The sequence below is a fragment of the Chryseobacterium caseinilyticum genome (assembly GCF_014837145.1).
GTDB lineage: Bacteria > Bacteroidota > Bacteroidia > Flavobacteriales > Weeksellaceae > Chryseobacterium > Chryseobacterium caseinilyticum.
Map to the genome: position 1 here is coordinate 520,208 of NZ_JACYFS010000001.1, position 19,578 is coordinate 539,785.

At 35.6% G+C, this 19,578-nt stretch carries 18 protein-coding genes; 12 read left to right on the forward strand and 6 right to left on the reverse strand.

The window, feature by feature from the left end; translation table 11 throughout:
* The first annotated feature begins 146 nt into the window (after nt 1-146).
* Entirely contained in the window at nt 147-1,019 is an 873-nt protein-coding gene (locus tag IC610_RS02455; protein WP_191735078.1) for an aldo/keto reductase, read from the forward strand.
* Between the two features lie 64 nt (nt 1,020-1,083).
* Here IC610_RS02455 and IC610_RS02460 read toward each other — a convergent pair whose 3' ends face one another.
* Nucleotides 1,084-2,247 (reverse strand): thioredoxin family protein, encoded by a 1,164-nt coding sequence (locus tag IC610_RS02460; protein ID WP_191735079.1) that lies wholly within the window; start codon nt 2,245-2,247, stop codon nt 1,084-1,086.
* A gap of 104 nt (nt 2,248-2,351) precedes the next feature.
* On the opposite strand from IC610_RS02460, the gene IC610_RS02465 reads away from it, so the two are divergent.
* The 8 genes from IC610_RS02465 (at nt 2,352) to IC610_RS02500 (ending at nt 8,421) form a co-directional block, all read left to right on the forward strand.
* The gene (locus tag IC610_RS02465; RefSeq protein ID WP_191735080.1) at nt 2,352-2,840 is read left to right on the forward strand and encodes a DNA-deoxyinosine glycosylase; all 489 of its coding nucleotides are present in this window, start codon (nt 2,352-2,354) and stop codon (nt 2,838-2,840) included.
* Nucleotides 2,837-3,199: a hypothetical protein gene (locus tag IC610_RS02470; RefSeq protein ID WP_191735081.1), complete on the forward strand. Its 363-nt coding sequence runs from the start codon at nt 2,837-2,839 to the stop codon at nt 3,197-3,199. Before IC610_RS02465 ends, IC610_RS02470 begins: the two co-directional genes overlap by 4 nt.
* Nucleotides 3,200-3,243: 44 nt before the next feature.
* On the forward strand, nt 3,244-3,492 hold the full coding sequence (locus tag IC610_RS02475) for a hypothetical protein (protein WP_191735082.1): 249 nt from the start codon (nt 3,244-3,246) through the stop codon (nt 3,490-3,492).
* Between the two features lie 196 nt (nt 3,493-3,688).
* The gene (gene queA / locus IC610_RS02480) at nt 3,689-4,738 is read left to right on the forward strand and encodes a tRNA preQ1(34) S-adenosylmethionine ribosyltransferase-isomerase QueA (RefSeq protein ID WP_056079084.1); all 1,050 of its coding nucleotides are present in this window, start codon (nt 3,689-3,691) and stop codon (nt 4,736-4,738) included.
* A gap of 30 nt (nt 4,739-4,768) precedes the next feature.
* Nucleotides 4,769-5,116, forward strand: a complete 348-nt coding sequence (locus tag IC610_RS02485; protein WP_191735083.1) for a four helix bundle protein — start codon at nt 4,769-4,771, stop codon at nt 5,114-5,116.
* 85 nt (nt 5,117-5,201) lie between these two features.
* Nucleotides 5,202-6,236 carry a 23S rRNA (adenine(2503)-C(2))-methyltransferase RlmN gene (gene rlmN / locus IC610_RS02490; RefSeq protein ID WP_191735084.1) on the forward strand — a complete coding sequence of 345 codons (1,035 nt, stop codon included), beginning with the start codon at nt 5,202-5,204 and terminating at the stop codon, nt 6,234-6,236.
* A gap of 228 nt (nt 6,237-6,464) precedes the next feature.
* Entirely contained in the window at nt 6,465-7,343 is an 879-nt protein-coding gene (locus tag IC610_RS02495) for a hypothetical protein (protein ID WP_191735085.1), read from the forward strand.
* A gap of 100 nt (nt 7,344-7,443) precedes the next feature.
* Nucleotides 7,444-8,421: a polyprenyl synthetase family protein gene (locus IC610_RS02500; protein WP_191735086.1), complete on the forward strand. Its 978-nt coding sequence runs from the start codon at nt 7,444-7,446 to the stop codon at nt 8,419-8,421.
* Here the strand turns inward: IC610_RS02500 and IC610_RS02505 are convergent.
* Nucleotides 8,381-10,147: a helix-turn-helix domain-containing protein gene (locus IC610_RS02505; protein WP_191735087.1), complete on the reverse strand. Its 1,767-nt coding sequence runs from the start codon at nt 10,145-10,147 to the stop codon at nt 8,381-8,383. The two genes, IC610_RS02500 and IC610_RS02505, sit on opposite strands and share 41 nt — an antisense overlap.
* 272 nt (nt 10,148-10,419) lie before the next feature.
* On the opposite strand from IC610_RS02505, the gene IC610_RS02510 reads away from it, so the two are divergent.
* Both IC610_RS02510 and IC610_RS02515 read left to right on the forward strand, forming a co-directional pair.
* A complete protein-coding gene (locus IC610_RS02510; protein WP_191735088.1) occupies nt 10,420-10,614 on the forward strand; it encodes a hypothetical protein in 195 nt (64 codons plus the stop codon).
* 257 nt (nt 10,615-10,871) lie between these two features.
* Nucleotides 10,872-13,304 (forward strand): alpha-ketoacid dehydrogenase subunit alpha/beta, encoded by a 2,433-nt coding sequence (locus tag IC610_RS02515; protein ID WP_191735089.1) that lies wholly within the window; start codon nt 10,872-10,874, stop codon nt 13,302-13,304.
* 48 nt (nt 13,305-13,352) lie between these two features.
* Here IC610_RS02515 and IC610_RS02520 read toward each other — a convergent pair whose 3' ends face one another.
* The 4 genes from IC610_RS02520 to IC610_RS02535 are packed head-to-tail and all read right to left on the reverse strand — an operon-like array spanning nt 13,353 to nt 16,359.
* The gene (locus tag IC610_RS02520; RefSeq protein ID WP_191735090.1) at nt 13,353-13,697 is read right to left on the reverse strand and encodes a DUF4377 domain-containing protein; all 345 of its coding nucleotides are present in this window, start codon (nt 13,695-13,697) and stop codon (nt 13,353-13,355) included.
* Between the two features lie 8 nt (nt 13,698-13,705).
* Nucleotides 13,706-14,068 (reverse strand): DUF962 domain-containing protein, encoded by a 363-nt coding sequence (locus IC610_RS02525; protein ID WP_191735091.1) that lies wholly within the window; start codon nt 14,066-14,068, stop codon nt 13,706-13,708.
* Nucleotides 14,069-14,072: 4 nt separating this feature from the next.
* Nucleotides 14,073-14,678 carry a hypothetical protein gene (locus tag IC610_RS02530; RefSeq protein WP_191735092.1) on the reverse strand — a complete coding sequence of 202 codons (606 nt, stop codon included), beginning with the start codon at nt 14,676-14,678 and terminating at the stop codon, nt 14,073-14,075.
* 4 nt (nt 14,679-14,682) lie between these two features.
* Nucleotides 14,683-16,359 (reverse strand): APC family permease, encoded by a 1,677-nt coding sequence (locus IC610_RS02535; RefSeq protein ID WP_191735093.1) that lies wholly within the window; start codon nt 16,357-16,359, stop codon nt 14,683-14,685.
* Nucleotides 16,360-16,611: 252 nt separating this feature from the next.
* Between IC610_RS02535 and IC610_RS02540 the strand changes: the two genes are divergently transcribed.
* On the forward strand, nt 16,612-19,575 hold the full coding sequence (locus tag IC610_RS02540; protein ID WP_191735094.1) for a tetratricopeptide repeat protein: 2,964 nt from the start codon (nt 16,612-16,614) through the stop codon (nt 19,573-19,575).
* The last annotated feature ends 3 nt before the right edge of the window (nt 19,576-19,578 follow it).

A 19,578-nucleotide genomic window follows, 5' to 3' on the forward strand; every position in this document is an offset into this window, starting at 1 on the left:
AAAATGGATTAGCTTGTAGTATTTCATTTGTGTTGTACGATCAATGTTTTCACAAAAATAGAAATTTGAAATCTACTTTTAAAAGAATTTTAACATCCAAAACGAGAATTTTACCCGACCTTTGTTTTAATCAAAACAAAAAAAATATGCAGAAAAATTATGCAGGGCAGCCTGTAATTACTTTAAACAACGGCGTCGCCATTCCGGCTCTAGGCTTTGGCGTTTGGCAGATGGAAAATCTCCAGCAATGTGAAGATGCCGTCATTAAAGCCATTGAAGTCGGATACAGAATGATTGATACAGCCTCAATTTATCAGAACGAAACAGCGGTGGGAACGGCAATTCAAAAATGCGGTGTGAGCAGAGATGAACTTTTCATCACCTCAAAACTCTGGGTACAGTCTCATGGTTATGAAGAAACAAAAGCGGCATTCCAGAGAACTTTAGACAGATTACAACTCGATTATCTCGATATGTATCTTATTCATTGGCCTTTCGGAGATTTTTTAGGAGCATGGAAAGCTTTGGAAGAACTTTACAAAGAAGGAAAAATAAAAGCCATCGGTGTCTGCAATTTTACAATTGAAAAATTGGAAGAGTTAGAAGCAAATGCAACGGTTTTGCCAGTCATTAATCAAATTGAGTTGCATCCTTTATTTCAGCAGAAAGAACTTCAGGTGTACAACAGAGAAAACAACATTGTAACTCAGCCATGGAGCCCGCTCGGAAACGGAAATGCAGGTCTTTTGGAAAATGAAAGTTTGAAGATAATTGCTGAAAGATATAATAAAACTGTTGCTCAGGTTATTTTAAGATGGCATCTCCAGGAAGGTTTCTGCGTTATTCCAAAATCAGTGACGCCTTCAAGAATCGATGAAAATTTTAATGTCTTTAGTTTTGAACTTACAGAAGACGAGATGAATATTGTCAGAAGTTTAGACACAGGAAAGAGACTTTTCTTTGACCCAAAAGATCCTGAGTGGGAACAGAAAATGCTCAATTCTAAAGCAGATATTTAAAGAGAAAAACAAAGTCCGGCCAAATTGAGCCGGACTTCTATTAACCAATAAAACCAGGATGGCTTTATAAACTTTTCAGTAATTTTTCTGTTTCAGCAACATCTTCTCCCTCAGCTTTTCCTAAATCAACAGATTTTTGCGCCCAGATTTTAGCATTTTTCTTATCACCTACTTTATTGTAGAGATTAGCCAAAGTGTCTGTGTTGGCATAGCTTTCTTCCTTCTTTACAGATTCCTGAGCCCATTTTACAGCTGTCTGAAGACCTGGTTTAGAATCTACATTTTCAAAGAAATTCCATGCGATTTCGTTGAGTTCTCCAGACGAAAGAGTTTGGTAATCTTTATAAACTTCCAAAGCAAGCTTTTCATAAGTTTTAAAATCTTTTGCTCTTGCCGCTCTGCCCATTTTTGCTCTTTGCAAAGTTTTCTCAGCTTCTTCTTTAGATAAGAATTTTTGAGCTTCAGTTAAAAAATACTGGTCATCCCACGTTTTTTTCTCCGCATTATAAGATTTTTTGAATAGAGCAGATACTTTTACATTTTTATCAAACGCATTGTAATTGGCTTCAGGAAAAACTTTAATAATATCAGCTTTTCTTTCTTTGAACATTGTGTACATCGGGCTGTCAGGATTTTGTGCAGCCATCAAAAGCATCTGTACATCTTCCTGTGTAAGCGTTTTCACCTGTGGAAAGTATTTTTCTAAAACTCTTGTTGCAAACTGAGGATCATTATAAATGGTTAATCCCGCAAGATTCTTTAACAATTCAGGACTTGTGTCACCTTTTTCAAATTTTTGCTTTAAAGTGCTCAGTCTTTTGTTAGGATCGTTTGCGTCTTTTGCGATTACAATAAAGTCTTTGGCTTCCGGAGTATACCCTAAAGAACGGTGAACCTCTTCTCCGTCACCGTTGATAAAAAGATAGGTTGGATAAGATTTTACGCCATATTTTTTGGCAATTTCCAGACCTTCACCTTTTTCCATGTCAATTTTTGCATTCACGAAACTGGCATTGAAATATTCACCAACTTCCTGCTGAGGGAAAATGTTTTTGGCCATCAGTTTACATGGTCCACACCACGTAGTATAAGCGTCTAAAAAGACAAGTTTGTTTTCTTTTTTCGCTTTTTCCAAAAGATTTTTGAATGGGGTTTCTTCAAATTTAATTCCCTGTGCAAAAGCAACAGCGCTAAGGACAATTGAAGAAAGGATAGCAAGTTTTTTCATTTAAACTAAATATTATTTAATACAAATTTAATTATATTTCTATTTGATTATGAATAATCTTTTTAGTTTAACATTCTTTAGGTTTTCAAACATTATATTTGAATATGCAAAACAGAATCTCATCATTTCCGCCCATTGTCGATCAGGAATCTAAAATTTTGATTTTGGGCACAGTTCCCGGAGTGAAATCTCTCGAAAAGCAGGAATATTACGGCCATCCACAAAACAAATTCTGGAAAATTATCTTTAATCTATTTCGTGAAGAATTTACTGAAAATTATGTGGAAAAAATTGCAGTTCTTAAGAAAAACAAAATTGCTTTATGGGATGTCATCGACACCTGCGAACGAAAAGGCAGCCTTGATTCTGAAATCAGAAATGAGGAAGCTAATGACATTAAAGATCTGCTGGAAAAACATCCAAATATTGGTGTAATATTTTGCAATGGCGGAAAGTCTTTTAAGAACTTAAAGAAAATTCTAGATAAAAATTCTGAAATTCCTATATATTTATTGCCGTCAACCAGTCCGCTTTACACGGTTTCTTTTGAAAGAAAACTTGAGGATTGGAAGATTTTAACGACGTACTTATGAAAATATTTTTATCTGCATTTTTCTGTTCTATTTCATTGTTTCTGTTTTCTCAAAAAACCTATCATTTTGATTATTATCTAGGATATTCTTCAGAGATAAAATGTAGTAAAGACAGATCTTCTTATGAGTTTTACAGTCTTGTAAATTCTAAAGACCAGAGTTACAAAGCCAATATTATTAAAGGAAGGAAAACGAGATCCGGAGTGATGATTGCAGATTATCCCAATGATATTCTGTATTATTTTGATCTCAAAAATGAAAATTTTCCGATAAAAAATGAAGATTTTATTTACGTAAAATTAGAGAAACTGAAAAATGTAAAAAAGCAATTCGAAGATGAGTTTAAAACAGATTCATAATCGCCGTTCCTTTGAAGAATGACGGAATTATTTTCAATTATGAAATGAAAGAATCTAAAAAAGCTGATTCTAAGAATTACAGTACGAAAGCTCTGGTTAAGTTTAACAAATATAAGGATGATCTCGCATTTGTAGGTTTAGAAAACCTGCTTGACTTTTATGGTGTAAAAATGAAAATTTCGCTCCCGGAAAATATGATCGTAACTTCAGCAACCAGTGAATTTGATGGTGCTACAAAAAGCTTGGAGTTAAAGGTGATTGAACCGGTAGAAATCGTTTTGACCGTAGAATAAAAATTCATTAAGTAATTTTAACAACCCAAATTTTCAAATTTCTTTCTCTAACGAATTACTCTCATAATAAAATAAATAATTATCGTGATTTTTTATTTCCTCCCAAACACTTGACAAAGGAGTATTGAATGTTGTATATTTGCACCTCGCAAATTACTTACTGTAATTGATAATTTTTAAACCGTAATTTAAAAAAATGAAAACATCAGATTTTAATTTTGATCTTCCTGAAGAACTTTTAGCAGAACACCCGTCGGAGCACAGAGACGAAGCCAGACTGATGGTTTTAGACAGAAAAACTCAGACAATAGAGCATAAACTTTTTAAAGATGTTGTAGATTATTTTGACGAGAAAGATCTCTTCATCTTCAATAATACTAAAGTTTTCCCTGCACGTCTTTACGGAAACAAAGAAAAAACCGGAGCTAAAATTGAGGTTTTCTTATTGAGAGAACTTGATAAAGAAACCCGTGTTTGGGACGTTTTGGTAGATCCTGCAAGAAAAATCAGAATCGGAAATAAATTATTCTTCACTGAAGACGAATCTTTGGTTGCAGAGGTGATTGACAATACTACTTCAAGAGGTAGAACTTTAAGATTTTTGTACGACGGACCTTACGAAGAATTCAGAGCTAAATTGAAAGAATTAGGAGAAACTCCACTTCCAAAATACATCAAAAGAGAGGTTGAGCCTGAAGATGCTGAAAGATATCAGACAATTTATGCTAAAGTAGAGGGAGCTGTAGCGGCGCCTACTGCAGGTCTGCACTTTTCAAGACATTTGATGAAGAGATTGGAAATTAAAGGGATCGACTTTGCTGAAGTTACGCTTCACGTGGGTTTGGGAACTTTCAATCCAATTGAAGTTGAAGATTTATCTAAACATAAGATGGAATCTGAAGAGATTTTCATCGACGAAAAAAATGCCGAAATCATCAACAAAGCTGTGGAAGAAAACAGAAGAGTTTGTGCTGTAGGAACTACAACGATGAGAACTCTGGAAACTTCAGTTTCTTCAAACAAAAAAATCTCCGCTTTCCACGGTTGGACAAATAAATTTATTTTCCCGCCACACGATTTCGGAGTGGCAAACTGCATGATTACCAATTTCCACACGCCAAAATCAACATTAATGATGATGATTGCAGCATTTGCAGGAAAAGATTTTGTAATGCACGCCTACGAAGAAGCTGTAAAAGAAAAATATAAATTTTACTCTTACGGAGATGCAATGTTGATTTTATAAGTAAAAAGAGCCAGGTTAAAGGTTAAAAGTATGAAAACCAATGATTTGCTTGAAAGGACTTTTATTTTTGGAGTAGGTTGTCTTAAATTCCTGAGAAAACTGCCTAATGATCCTGAAAGTAAGTTGATAAGATTTCAATTAGGAAAATCCGCTACTTCCCTGGGGGCAAATTACGAAGAATCTCAGGCAGGTTCATCTAAAGCAGACTTTAAAAATAAAGTGAAGATTGCTTTGAGAGAAGCACGTGAAAGTAATTATTGGCTTCGTATCTTAGAAAGTTTAGATGAATACGATTCTGAAGAATTCAAGCATTTACTTCAGGAAAGCAAAGAACTGAAAAACATTCTTGCAGCGATAGTTAACAACACAAAACTTTAAATCTGGCTCTAACTTTTTACCATGCTCTTAAACTCACTCAGCAACAACTTGGCTCTTATAACTTTTTACCTGGCTCTTTAATAAAATGAAAGACATCCGTACTTTATCTCTCGATCAACTCAAAGACTATTTCGGCACTATTGGCGAAAAGCCATTCCGTGCCAAGCAGGTCTACGACTGGATCTGGAGTAAAAATCTTCATTCATTTGAAGAGATGACCAATCTTTCAAAGGATTTGAGAGAAAATCTGATCCGTGATTTTGTGATGAATCCTGCAGCGGTAGATCAGTTTCAAAAATCTAGTGACGGAACCATTAAAAACGGAGTCAAACTGCACGACGGGTTGATGGTGGAATCAGTATTAATTCCTACAGAAACCAGAACTACAGCATGTGTATCTTCACAGGTAGGCTGTTCCCTGAATTGTGAATTTTGCGCTACGGCAAAGCTCAAGAGAATGAGAAATCTTGAGGTGGCAGAGATTGTAGACCAGGTAGCACTTATTGACAGACAGAGTAGGGAATATCACAACCGACCGTTGACGAATATTGTTTTTATGGGAATGGGCGAGCCGATGATGAACTACAAAAATGTGGTTGAAGCAATCAAAAAAATTACCCAGCCGGAAGGTCTGGGAATGTCGCCAAGAAGAATTACCGTTTCTACATCGGGGATTCCAAAGATGATTAAAATGTTGGCAGATGACGAACTGAGAGTGAAACTTGCTTTATCACTTCATTCAGCAGTTGAGTCGACCAGAAATGAAATCATGCCTTTTTCAGATAAATTTCCACTGACGGATATTATGGAAGCTTTGCAGTACTGGTATAAAAAAACAGGTTCTGTCATCACCTTCGAATATTGTGTCTGGAAAGGAATTAATGATAAAGATGAAGACATTAAAGCTTTAATTAAATATTGCCGACAGGTTCCTTCAAAGGTTAATTTAATTCAGTACAACCCAATTGGTGAAGGAAAATTTGATCACAGAAGTATTGCCGCTGAAGAAAAATATGTGCGTGAACTTGAAAAAGCGGGCGTAACTGTTATGGTAAGAAAAAGTCGTGGTGGCGATATTGATGCGGCCTGCGGACAGTTGGCAAACAAAACTGCGGAATAATTTACTATCTATCATAGTCTGTATGACAATTCTTGTCTGAACTTACAAATTATCAATCTGATTTTTTTAGGAGAACTACGAAGTGGCTCAATCTCAGTAGCCATGGGTGAAACCCGTGGTAAAATATAGATGACAGACAACAACCGAGAAATGTTTGAACAATAATACACGTAGTTTGAAATCAACATCGTGCCTTTCGATTGACATTAAAAATCTTACTTTTGTGTTATGAATAAAGTTTTTCTAATCATTTCAATCATTTTTTCGATTTTAAATTCTGCACAACAGTCCGAAATTTTCAAACTTAAAAATTACAGGGTTTCTGTTTTAAATGATTCTATTCAGGAAACTTCCGGACTCAGTTTTTTCGATGGAAAACTGTACACTTTCAACGACAGCGGAAATCCTGCAGAACTTTATCAGATCGATAAACAGTCAGGGAAAATTCTTAATGTTTTAAAAGTCAATACTCAAAATAAAGATTGGGAAGCATTGGCCAACGATGGAAGAAACTTCTACATAGGCGATTTTGGAAATAACGCAGGCACAAGGCAAGATTTAAAAATTTTTAAAATTCCTTTTGAAAATAATCAGCTTCAGAATGATTCATTAAAAACTATTTCATTTTTCTATGCGGAACAGAAAGATTTTACGCCAAAAAACATCTCCACAGACTTTGATTTGGAATCAATGATTTATCTTAATGGAAAACTGCATATTTTCACGAAAGAATGGGCCTCAAAATCAACAACGCATTATACTTTAGATCCAAATAATCCTGTAAGACAGGCTGCCGGAAAAGTAGAATCTTTCAAAACAGGCTTCATGATTTCTGATGCATATTATTTCGATAAAAAGCTCTACGCTGTGGGCTACACCAAAAAGACAGAAGTCTTTCTGATGGTTTTTAATGAAACCGAATCCGGAATTTTCTTCAAGGCAAATCCACAGAAATTGTATTTGGGAAGTGCTTTAACAGTTGGACAAATTGAGGGGATTGCGGTTGATGAAAAAGGGATTTATATTTCAGGGGAAAAATTTCATTCACCACTAGGGACTACAAAACCTTATTTCTATTTTATACCAAAAGAAAAACTGAAATTCTGAGGCAGTTAGAATTCATATAAAATTTAATTTTCCGTTAAAATTGGACTAAAAATTTTATCTTTGTGATAATTAAATATCAACTACCCATCATTCAAAGATAGTGGCGAATACCGTAGAAGAAATCAAGCGACCCATCAACGAAGAAATGAAACTTTTTGAACAGAAGTTTTATGAATCGATGCAGACGAAAGTATCTTTATTAGATAAAGTCACCCGTTTTATTGTTACCACAAAAGGGAAACAGATGCGCCCGATGTTCGTATTTCTCTGTGCAAAACTTGTGGGTGAAGTCAATGAAAAAACCTACCGTGGAGCGTCGATGATTGAGCTGATTCACACCGCAACTTTGGTGCATGATGATGTGGTGGATGAGAGTTTTAAACGCCGGAATTTCTTCTCAATCAATGCTTTGTGGAAAAATAAAATTGCCGTTCTCGTTGGCGATTTTCTTTTGTCTAAAGCGGTTTTACTTTCTACGGATCATAAAGATTACGATTTACTGGCAGTAATCTCCCGGACAATCAGAGAAATGTCTGAAGGGGAACTTCTTCAGCTTGAAAAAGCCAGAAAATTGGATATCACAGAGGATGTTTATTATGAAATTATACGTCAGAAAACAGCGACATTGATTGCTGCCTGCTGTGAAATTGGTGCACTATCAAACGGTGCTGATGAAAAATTAGCCAAAAAAATGATGGAGTTTGGAACTTACACCGGTATGGCTTTCCAGATCAAAGACGATCTTTTCGATTATCTGAGTTCCAATGTTATTGGTAAACCGGTTGGAATTGATATCAAGGAGCAAAAGATGACGTTACCACTGATTCATACGCTGAAAACTGCAAGTGAGGCTGATAAGAAGTATTATTTCAATACCATCAAAAGATACAACAACGATCAGAAAAGGGTGAAAGAACTCATCAATTTTGTTAAATCTTCAGGTGGTCTGGAATATGCGGTCACTGTTATGAAAGATTTTCAGCAGAAAGCAAAAGATATATTACAGGAATTTCCGGACTCTGAACCCAAAACTTCTCTTAATCTGATGTTGGATTATGTGATTGAGAGGAATTTCTAGATTTTTCCTTCATCATCTTGATAAAATAAGATGGTTTAATCTCAAATTTCCTGTAAAAATTGTCTGAAAAACTTTCAGAATTTGAAAAACCACAGATGTTTGCAAGTTCTTTTACATCATATTGCAGATAAGTGGCATCAGTTCGCAAAAGATCAATAATATAATTTAAACGGAGATTATTTATATATACATTAAAATTTGAACCTTTGTACGTATTGATAATTTTCGAAAGATAAGTAGAGTTTGTTCCCAATTCTTCAACAAGAGATTTCTGCGTAAGCTGGCTGTCCAGATATCTTTCTTCGTCCTCAAAAGCATCCAGTTGAGTCAATATACTTTTTATGACAAGTGGATTAAGACCCTGTATTTTTGAATAGTATTCGTCTTGATTTTCAGGACTATCCAAATTGAGCTCTTTGACATCTTTGTCTGAAATTGATGCCGGCTTTAAAGCTTCAGGCTGAGTGTTTTCCTGCACTTCTCTTGGATTATGATGCTTTTTATGCTCTACCTCAGAATTAATAATAATATTTTCAAATCTCTGCTTGTAAAGTTTTTTAATTTTATAGTATCTGATACTGAAGAAAAGGATAATGCCTGAACTGATGATGAGGATAATAATAAAAATATTGCTTCTTAAAATCAGGAGATTTTCAACCTTTGTCTTTTCTGAGATTAATTTTTTAGTATCATATTCCTTATTAATTTTAGGATACAGATATTTAAAGTTTTTCTCGTAAGATTTATCCAGAATCATCAGTTTATCAATGTATTCCAGCTGTTTATCTCTATTTTTAATTGAATCATTATACTTTATGAGAATTTCGTAGGCTGATCTGAATTGTGGATCCAGTTTATTGGAAGTGTTGTATTGATTATCAATCACCTCCATGAATTTTACAGCTATGCTTCTTTTGCCGATCTTCCAGTTGTTCAGGCCTAAGTAATAAATTTCAGTAATGTGTGGATACTGGTCATTATACATTTCAAGTGCCTGTGTGAGTTTGACAATCGATGTTTTATAATCTCTCTGGTAATAAGCATCGGTACCTTGAGATGAAATGAAATAGGGGATGTATTGTTTTAAATCATTGCTTTTCAAGTATTTAATACTTTCGTCGATCAGTTTTTTATTCTCAGAAGATTTGCCCATTTTTGTGTTGTTATCAATATAACTGAGCATCGAATAGATATAATAGGTTTGGTAATCCTGACCTAATTTTGAGTCTGTTGCATGGTTTTTAAAAAAATCGATGCAGATTAGTAGCTCTTTTGCCGCATCTTCATATAAACCTAAATAGATTTTATTCTGAGCAATAAGGTAGATACTCTTGTAAACAACATATTGATCGTTCACAGTACTGGCGTATTTGTTAGAAATTAAAACATCATCCAAAGATTTCTGATAAAATGCTTCCTGAATATAGATCGCACCCCGATTGAAATAGGCTGTTGCGAGCAATCTTTCATCCTTTGAATTTTTTGCAGTATTTAAAGCCAGATTGGCATAATCTAAATTTTGAGGGTAGACAGAAAAATTGCTCGCGTATCTGTAAGCATAAACAAGAGCTTCATTATTGCCGGCATCTTTTGCAGTTTTTATATAATGTTGTATTAGAGTCCATGCTTTTTTCTGATCGTTATGAAAACTATCAATTTTTGTCTCGATTTCCTGATAATCCAGCTTTTTTTTAGAATTCTCCTGCGCATTTATATTAAAAGACAACAGGGTAATTATAAATACAGATAGAAATGATCTTTTAATCAAGTGGTTACATAGAAAATTATAAAATTTGGGTAACACGTTGGGCTTTTTATAAATTTAAAAGTCTACAATATTAACATAATTAATTTGAATAAAAAATCGAAAATTTAAAAATTGCCGGACATTTTTTACGTATTTCCTATCCTAAAATTTGATTTAAAATTGTTTTCCGCTGTATGTTTGCAACAGAAAATTAAGCGAACTAAAAATTAACCTTTATAAATTAAACTCATATGAAAAAGTTAGTATTATTTTTTTCAGCAGCATTGTTAACTACAGTAATTTCTTGTCGTCAGGACGATGATAATTTCAGCACTGAAGATTACCAAAATCTTGAGCTTATAAATAAAGCTTCACAAAAAATTGCGGATTCTGCTAATTCTACAACTGTAGTTGAAGGAGATCCGATTGCACCACCTAAAAAGTAAACCAAACCACATTCACATATTTAACAATTTTTTTTTTTTTTTTTTCATCATTTGTGTTTTTAGATTCCTTGCGTGTTTCACGCGAGGAACTTTTTTTTGTAGGTAATCCTTTTTAAAATGATTCATTATTAAACAAAGATTTAGCAATCTTTAAAATTTATCAAATTTTTAAAATAATTCTAAAAAAATATGAATTCTGTAAAATTGTTTTATCGCAAACAGTAAAAATTATTTATATTTGTAAAAATCATATTGTAATGCAGACAACTTATATAGAAACGCAGCAGATTTCTTTTCAGGATTTTAAAAATCAGATACTTAGCGATTACAAATTAGGAAGAATTTCCCGCGAGATGTCTTATCTTGGCAGGAGAGAGGTACTTACCGGAAAAGCAAAATTTGGTATTTTCGGGGATGGTAAGGAACTTCCACAGCTTGCAATGGCTAAAGTTTTTAAAAATGGTGATTTCCGCTCCGGTTATTATAGAGATCAAACTTTTGCATTGGCAGCAGATGCACTTACTGTTGAAAGTTTCTTCGCTCAGTTGTATGCAGATACAAGTGTAGAGCGTGAGCCTGCGTCTGCAGGTAGACAGATGAACGGTCACTACGCTACAAGAAGTTTGAATGAAGATGGAAGCTGGAAAGATTTAACAGCACAAAAAAATATTTCTTCTGATATTTCTCCTACTGCAGGGCAAATGCCAAGATTATTAGGTCTTGCACAAGCCTCCAAAATATATAAATCAGTAAAATTTGAGGGTTCTGAAAAATTTTCTCAGGATGGTAATGAAGTTGCGTTTGGGACGATTGGTGATGCTTCTACTGCGGAAGGTCATTTTTGGGAAACTTTAAACGCTGCATGTGCATTACAGGTTCCAATGATTGTTTCAATCTGGGATGATGGCTACGGGATCTCGGTTCCTACAATGAAGCAAAGAGCTAAAGCAGATATTGCTGAGATGTTAAGCGGATTCCAGAGAAAAGAAGGTGAATTTCAGGGTTGTGAAATTATTCAGGTGAAAGCCTGGGATTACGCTTCGCTGTTGGATGCCTATGCAAGAGCTGAGCATTTTGCAAGAACAGAATCTGTTCCCGTGGTGGTTCATGTCATCGAAGTGACGCAGCCTCAGGGGCACTCAACTTCAGGATCTCACGAAAGATATAAAAATGAAGAAAGACTTGCATGGGAAGCTGATTTTGATGGTTTGGTAAAATTCAGAGAATGGATTTTAAACTACTCAATCGAAATTGAAGGTAAGGAAGAAGTTCTGGCAACTGCAGAAGAGCTGGACGCGATCGATGAAGAAGCAAAGAAACATGTAAAAAGCGGACAGAAAACTGCATGGGAAAACTATCAGAAGACAATTACTGACCTTACAAAATCAGTTTTACCTTTGGTTGAAAATTTAAAGGGACAAAATTCTGAAATTGAAAATCACATCAATAATTTCAATAAATTGGTTTCAAAAGCTAAAAAGGATGTTTTCCACTTAGTGAGAAAATCTTTACTGGCAACAAGAGGAAGCAGTTCGTCAGAAAGAAATCAGCTGATGCAGAAGTACAATGAGATTTTTGAGGTTGAAAAAGACAATTATTCTTCTCACTTATATTCACAGTCTGAATGGAAGGCTGAAAATGTAAAAGAAATAAAACCTGTTTATTCAGATTCTTCTGAAGATGTGGATGGCAGAGTCGTAATCAGAAATAATTTCGATAAAATTTTCGATAAATATCCTGAAACTTTGGTCTTTGGTGAAGATGCCGGAAACATCGGTGACGTGAACCAGGGTCTTGAAGGAATGCAGGAAAAGTATGGCGAACTTCGTGTTGCCGATACAGGAATTCGTGAAGCTACGATTCTCGGACAGGGAATTGGGATGGCAATGAGAGGTTTAAGACCTATTGCTGAAATACAGTATTTAGATTACATCTTATACTGTCTGCAGGGAATGAGCGATGATCTTGCAACGGTTCAGTACAGAACGAAAGGTGGCCAAAAAGCGCCTGTAATCATCAGAACAAGAGGTCACAGACTTGAAGGTGTCTGGCATTCAGGTTCTCCAATGGCAGGGATCTTAAATCTTTCCAAAGGTATTTTGGTTTTGGTTCCACGAAACTTAACGAAGGCTGCAGGATTCTATAATACGATGCTTCAGAGCGACGAGCCGGCTGTCATTGTTGAATGCCTGAACGGATACAGATTAAAAGAAAAACAACCCGACAACATCGGTGAATTCACTGTTCCTGTCGGGAAAATTGAAGTGACTAAAGAAGGAAAGGATGTAACTTTGGTAACGTACGGTTCAACCTGGAGAATTGTTACCGAAGCAGCAAATGAATTGGAGAAATTGGGAATTTCGGCTGAAGTGATTGACGTACAGTCGTTAATTCCATTCGATTTGTCTCATGAAATCGCTGAATCGGTGAAGAAAACCAACAGGTTGGTGGTTATCGACGAAGATGTGGAGGGTGGAACTTCAGCGTTTATTCTTCAGCAGATTTTAGAAAAGCAAAAAGCATTCAGATATTTGGATTCTGATCCGTTAACAATTGCTGCCAACGATCACAGACCTGCTTATGCGAGTGACGGAGATTATTTCTCGAAGCCATCTGCCGATGATATGGTTGAAAGAATTTATGCTATGTTTAATGAAACAAATCCTGAGAAATATCCAGCAATATTTTAATTGGAATATTAAATAAATTTGAAACCGCTTTTTTAAAAAGCGGTTTTTTTATTTCTTAACTTTCGAAACCTGTTTTACCAATATATATTTTATTGAAGATCCATCCATCGGTGGATTAGCGATTTTCTCAGTTTTCACTTTCAGCTCATATTCAAATCCTGGTTCATAGGTAAATCCTTCGATATTCGAATAGAAATTTCCCCAACTGTCAGACGAATTTTCTTTTACCTGAAGACATTTCATTGGCATTACACCGGTACAGTCTTTAGTTTCTGAGCCTACAAACAGTGTTTTTTCTGCTGAGTTTGCCGTCTGAGAATTCGCAGTACAGTTTAAAAGAATAAACGCTGAAAATGAGATGAAAAACAGCCTGATAAATGATTTTGTTTTCATATTGAAAATTATTTTAAATTTAGATTTTCCGAAACGTCTTCCTTGTCAACTTCCACTTTAGGTTTCGAGAATTTCTGTTTTCCGGTCAAAAGATCAAAAAATAGTTTAAAATCCGAAACGAGTGACCAAAAAGGATATTTGAAGGTCGCAGGAGCGTTTCTTTCAATCACAGCATGACTGAACCATGCAAAGCCGTAGCCAAAAAGCGGAACATACCATAGAAACCTTTCCTTACCTGAATAAATAACGTAACCAATGACAAAAAATACCAGCAGGGTGCCGGTGAAATGTAAAATTCGTGTTCCTGTTTTGCTGTGTTCAGTGAGATAAAACTGATAGAATTCACTGAATGTTTTTATTCTTTCAGACATAACTTTAATATTTTAAAGTTCCGATCATGTAGGTTTTTGAAGCGTTCAAAGCTTTTGAGCTATCGGTTTTTTCTTTTACTACTCCTTTATTCTGAATGTAATTGGAGTGGATAAAATAAGTGTCCCTGTTCTCCCGTGTGATAAATCCTGTATGAAAATCTAGTCCGACAATGTATACTGTATTTTGCGGTTTGGATAAAATGTAGTTCTCTAAATCTTCTCTTTTACTGAAATATTTAATTTCGGTACAAAGTTTTATAATCATCACAGAAGAAGGCTGTTGTGCTAAGTAAACGCGTTCAATTTTAATACCAAAATCACTTAAAATGTTGGTTACAAAGTATCCGCAGGAAATAGTTACCGATTGAGGATTACGTGTTGTACCTCCAAAAGACCATGGTGTGCCTTGCCAGTATTCCGGCATGTCATAATTGATGTATCTGAAAAAATACTTTCTCTTTTCAGCCTCAGTTTTTGATTTAATCTGATTTAAAAATTCCTTGTACGAAACTCTTTCTACACTATTTTCAACATAAGAAGAACCAATTTTTTCGGTCTTTTCAACGCATCCAAAGGTCATCAGGACGAGTATAAAAAGTATTTTCTTCAAAGCTTTAAGCCTGTTTCAGTTTGCTGTTTCTGTAGCCGTAAAAGAAATAGATTACAAGTCCGATCGCAAACCAAAGTCCGAACCAGAACCAGTTGTCGTGACTCATTCCCGTTAGAAGATAAAGACACGAACTTAAACCAATCAATGGAATTAAAGAGAAATTTTTAATAAAGGTAAAAACACAGAGAATCAGATTAATGATGATAAAGAAGAATATCGAAGCTCTGAATTCTCCTTCTTTAGGATCGTTCCAATCCATTAAATTTTCAAAAAAAGCAGGCTGAAAATAGTAAAATCCAACTACGGTTCCAATAAAAATAACAGGAAAAATAATCTTTCCGTTGATGTACGGAAGGTGAAATCTGCCTTTAATTTTCTGCTTTGCAGGCAACATCAAAACTCCGGCGCATACCAATACGAAAGCGAAAATGGTTCCAATACTTGTGAAATCAAGAATGAAACTTTTATCAGTAAAAAGAATAGGAATACCTACTACAACGCCTGTTACGATGGTTGCAAAAGATGGTGTTTTGTATTTCGGGTGAACATCCTGAAATTTTTTAGGCATCAGTCCGTCACGGCTCATTGCGTACCAGATTCTTGGCTGCCCCATCTGGAATACCAAAAGTACTGTTGTAATCGCAATAATGGCAATGAAAGAAACGGTAAGTTCCATCCACGCGACATTGGCATTGGTTCTCTCGAAAATAAAAGAAAGCGGATCTCCAACGCCGTCAAACTTTCTGTAATCTACCATTCCGGTCAAAACTAAAGTCAGAGCGATATAAATTACGGTACATAGTGCCAGGGAAATGATCATTCCCTTAGGTAAAGTTTTCTGCGGATCTTTAGTTTCTTCTGAAAGTACACTCAGCGCATCAAACCCAATGTAGGCAAAAAACACACCCGAGACAGCACTCATTACTCCTGCAAACCCGTTTGGCATAAAGGAAGTTACCTGTGTTTCAGGATTCAGAGGAGTCCAGTTTCCGGTATTGATAAATTTAAATCCGACCAAAATTACAAGTACAATTACGGCAAGTTTTAAAATAACCAAAACATTATTGAAATTCTTACTTTCTTTAACTCCGACAAAGCACAGCCATGTGATTAAGCCATTGATAACCAAAGCCGGAATGTCAAGAATTATTTTTAAACCTCCGATTACCGGAGCATTTTTCCAGGCATTTAAAAGTTCGTTATTGGTAGACTGTGGCGTGCTGAAGAAGGCTTTTTTGGCCTCAGTGTAACTGCAGCTGAAATACTCAGGAATATGTACATCAAGTCTTCCGAGGAAACTTGTGAAATAATCTGACCATGAGAATGCAACGTAAATATTACCAAAAGAATATTCCATAATCAGAGCCCAACCAATGATCCACGCAATCAATTCGCCGAAACTTGCGTATGCATAAGTATATGCTGATCCAGCTGTAGGAATCCGGCTCGCAAACTCAGCGTAGCAAAGAGCAGTAAAACCGCATGCAAAACCACAGATGAGATACAGTAAAATCACTCCTGGACCTCCGCGGAAAATGGCCTCACCGAGGCTGCTGAAGCTTCCCGCGCCGATGATGGCGGCAATTCCAAAAAAAACAATGTCCCAAACCCCTAAAACACGGAGCAATGAAGTGGAAGTATCGGTTTCTGAATAGATCTTTCTTCTGAAAAGTTGATTCATTAATAGTTTATTTGAATTGAAAAAAACAAATGTAATTAAATCTTTCAGAATATTACGTTTTTCTTAACATTTCTTAAGGGAAAGTTAATTAACTTTAAAAAATAATCCACATACTAACAATATGTTAAAAGCCTTGTTTAAACAATATCTTTTTGATATTTTCGTTGGTAAATTGTGGATAAATATTATCATTAATTTTAAAGACTTAAACACTTAATATTCAACACAGATCATTCAAAAATTTTGTAATTAATGAGATCAAAAAAAATACTTTTAGCCGCTGCTGTCATCTATTTCGGGATTTCCGACGCACAGCAGTCACAATATTTCAGCCAAAAAGAAAACTACAGATTCGGTCTTGCCGAAAATCTGTATCAAACCAAAATATACAACGCTTCCCAGTACGAATACGCAAGACAGTACTTTTACAATCAGAATCTTTCAAGATCCAAAAAGGAAGCTGCTCAGTTTTTTGATAACGTCATCGGTGTGATTCTTCAGAAAAATCATGCGGAAGAAGGTTTGACAGCTTTTATCAAAGAATATCCTAAATCTGCTTATTTCGCACAGGCGAATCTTCCGCTGGCTGATTATTATTTAGCCAAAAAAGATTTCAAAAAAGCGCTTGAGACTTTAAAAAAAGTTAATCAGTATCAACTGACAAAAGAGGAGAACACACAGTACATCATGAAACTGGGTTATGCCAAGTTTATGCTCGGTGATGCCAAAGGTGCTATCGATGCACTGGAAGAAGCGTATAAAACTTCGGACGGAACGCAAAAAGGCGATATCGCCTACATGCTTGGACATTTAAATTATGCCGGCAGAAATAATGACAAAGCTTTTCAGTATTTTGATTCCATTAAAAATGAAGAGAAGTATTCGAAACTCGTGAGACCTTACTATGTGCAGATGTATTTTAATGAAAAGGATTACGATAAGGCAATTACAGAAGGAAACGCACTTTTAAACGAAGATATTTCTGAATCTTACAAAGCGGAAGTTCACAAAATCATCGGGGAAAGTTATTTCATGAAAAATGACTACACTTCTGCTTACCCTCATCTGAAAGATTATCTCGCTGTACAGCTCAATCCTTCAGAAAATGATCTGTACGAAATGGGATTTGTAGCCGCGAAACTGAAAAAGCATGACGAGGCTGTTTCTTACTACAATCAACTGGTCAATTCCAATTCGGCTTTGGCTCAGAATGCTTATTATCAGTTAGGAAATGCTTATCTGGAAGTTGGCAAAAAACAGGAAGCACTTTCGGCATTCAGATCTTCTTATCAGATGAATTATGATAAAGGTGTGAAAAAGCTTGCTCAGGAGCAATATGCAAAATTGAGTTACGACATCGGAAATCCTTTTGAAAATGCTTCTCAGGTTATTCAGAATTACATGACTGAGAACAAAGCGGAAGCAGACAACACCGAAATGAAATCACTTTTGGTGAAATCTTATCTGTATTCGGGGAACTACCGTGAAACTTTAAATGCGATTGACAGACTTCAGAATTCCACACCGGAAATCGATAAAATTGATCAGGAAGTTTCTTATCTTTTGGGAACGGAAGAATTTAACAAAGGTAATTTTGATGAAGCTGAACGTTTTCTTTTGAGAAGTTTAGAATTTAATATCAATAGAGAATTCAACAGCCGTGCGCTGTACTGGCTCGGACAAACGTATTATCAGAAAGGAAATTATCCTTCAGCAATCGTGCGTTACGAAAAGCTTTTAACCGAAACTTTCCCTGAAAAACAGCAGTTACCTTATGATTTGGGTTATGCTTATTTTAAATCGAAAAAGTTTGATCAGGCTCAAAAATACTTTAAACAGTACTTAAATAATCCTAAAACGGAATATAAAAGCGATGCCCAGCTTCGTTTAGCGGATATCGATTATGCCAACAACGATCTGGATGCAGCGATTGCCGTGTACGACCAAAATCAGGATGCGACAGATTATACTCTGTTTCAGAAGGCGATGGCTTTAGGATTTAAAGGCGATAACAATGCTAAAATTACCAACCTTAAATCTTTAATTTCGAAATATCCGGATTCAGAATATACAGACGATGCTCAGTACGAAATTGGTGTTGCCTACGCAAGTCAGGATGATTTTTCAAACTCTTCAGATTTCTTTTCGAAAGTAATTAAATCTTCTTCAGACCGTGATTTGGTGGCGAACGCTTCTATTTACAAAGCTCAGAATTTGATTGACCAGAACCAGAACGATAAGGCACTTTCGGAACTGACTTCTCTGGGTCAGCAATATAAAAATACGCAGTACGCAGATAAAATTGTGCAGGCTGCCAAACCGATTTTCACGAAAAACGGAGATGTTTCAGGGTATGAAACTTTTGCCAGAAATCTTGGAGTAAATGTCGATGCTTCCGAAATCGACGAAATTAATCTTTCTACCGGCAAGCAGTTCTTTGCTAAAAAGGATTACAAAAATGCCATTTCTTATTACGAGAAATATTTAACTCAAAATCCAAGCGGAGAAGGTCTTTATCAGGCGAAATACGAGTTGGGAGAAAGTTATTATCAGACCAAAAATTCCACTAAAGCTTTACTGGTTCTTCAGGAAGTAGGAAATGTAGCCAACGACTATCAGGATGATGCGCAGACAAGACTGGCGCAGATTTACATCGCTCAGGGAAATTCTTCTGAAGCGAAAAAATATCTTGAAAGTCTTGTGAATTCTTCAGATATCAACATCAGAAACTACGCAAATGTGGAAATGATGAAAATTTATGCCGAAGAAAAGAATTTCTCTCAGGCCGAAAAATTAGCTGACGCAGTAATTTCAAATAATAAAAACTCAGCTGCAGTTATTGAAACGGCGAAAGTCATCAAGGCAAGAAGTCTGATGAATGCAGGTAAAGATAAAGACGCGCAGTCAGCGTTTGCTGCTCTTGAAAAATCTTCCAATACTGAAGTTGCTGCAGAATCTCTGTATGCAAAAGCTTTTTATCAGAATAAGGCGAAGTCATTTAAAACTTCCAATGAAACCATTTTCAAGCTGGCCAACAATTATGCATCAGAAGAATATTGGGGTGCAAAAGCATTGGTTTTAATGGCTAAAAATTATGTGGGATTAAAAGATAATTATCAGGCGAGTTATACCTGCGACCAGATTATCTCGAACTATGCAGACTTCCCGGAAATTGTAGCGGAAGCAAAAGAGGTTAAAAAAACGATTAAAAAGTAAGAT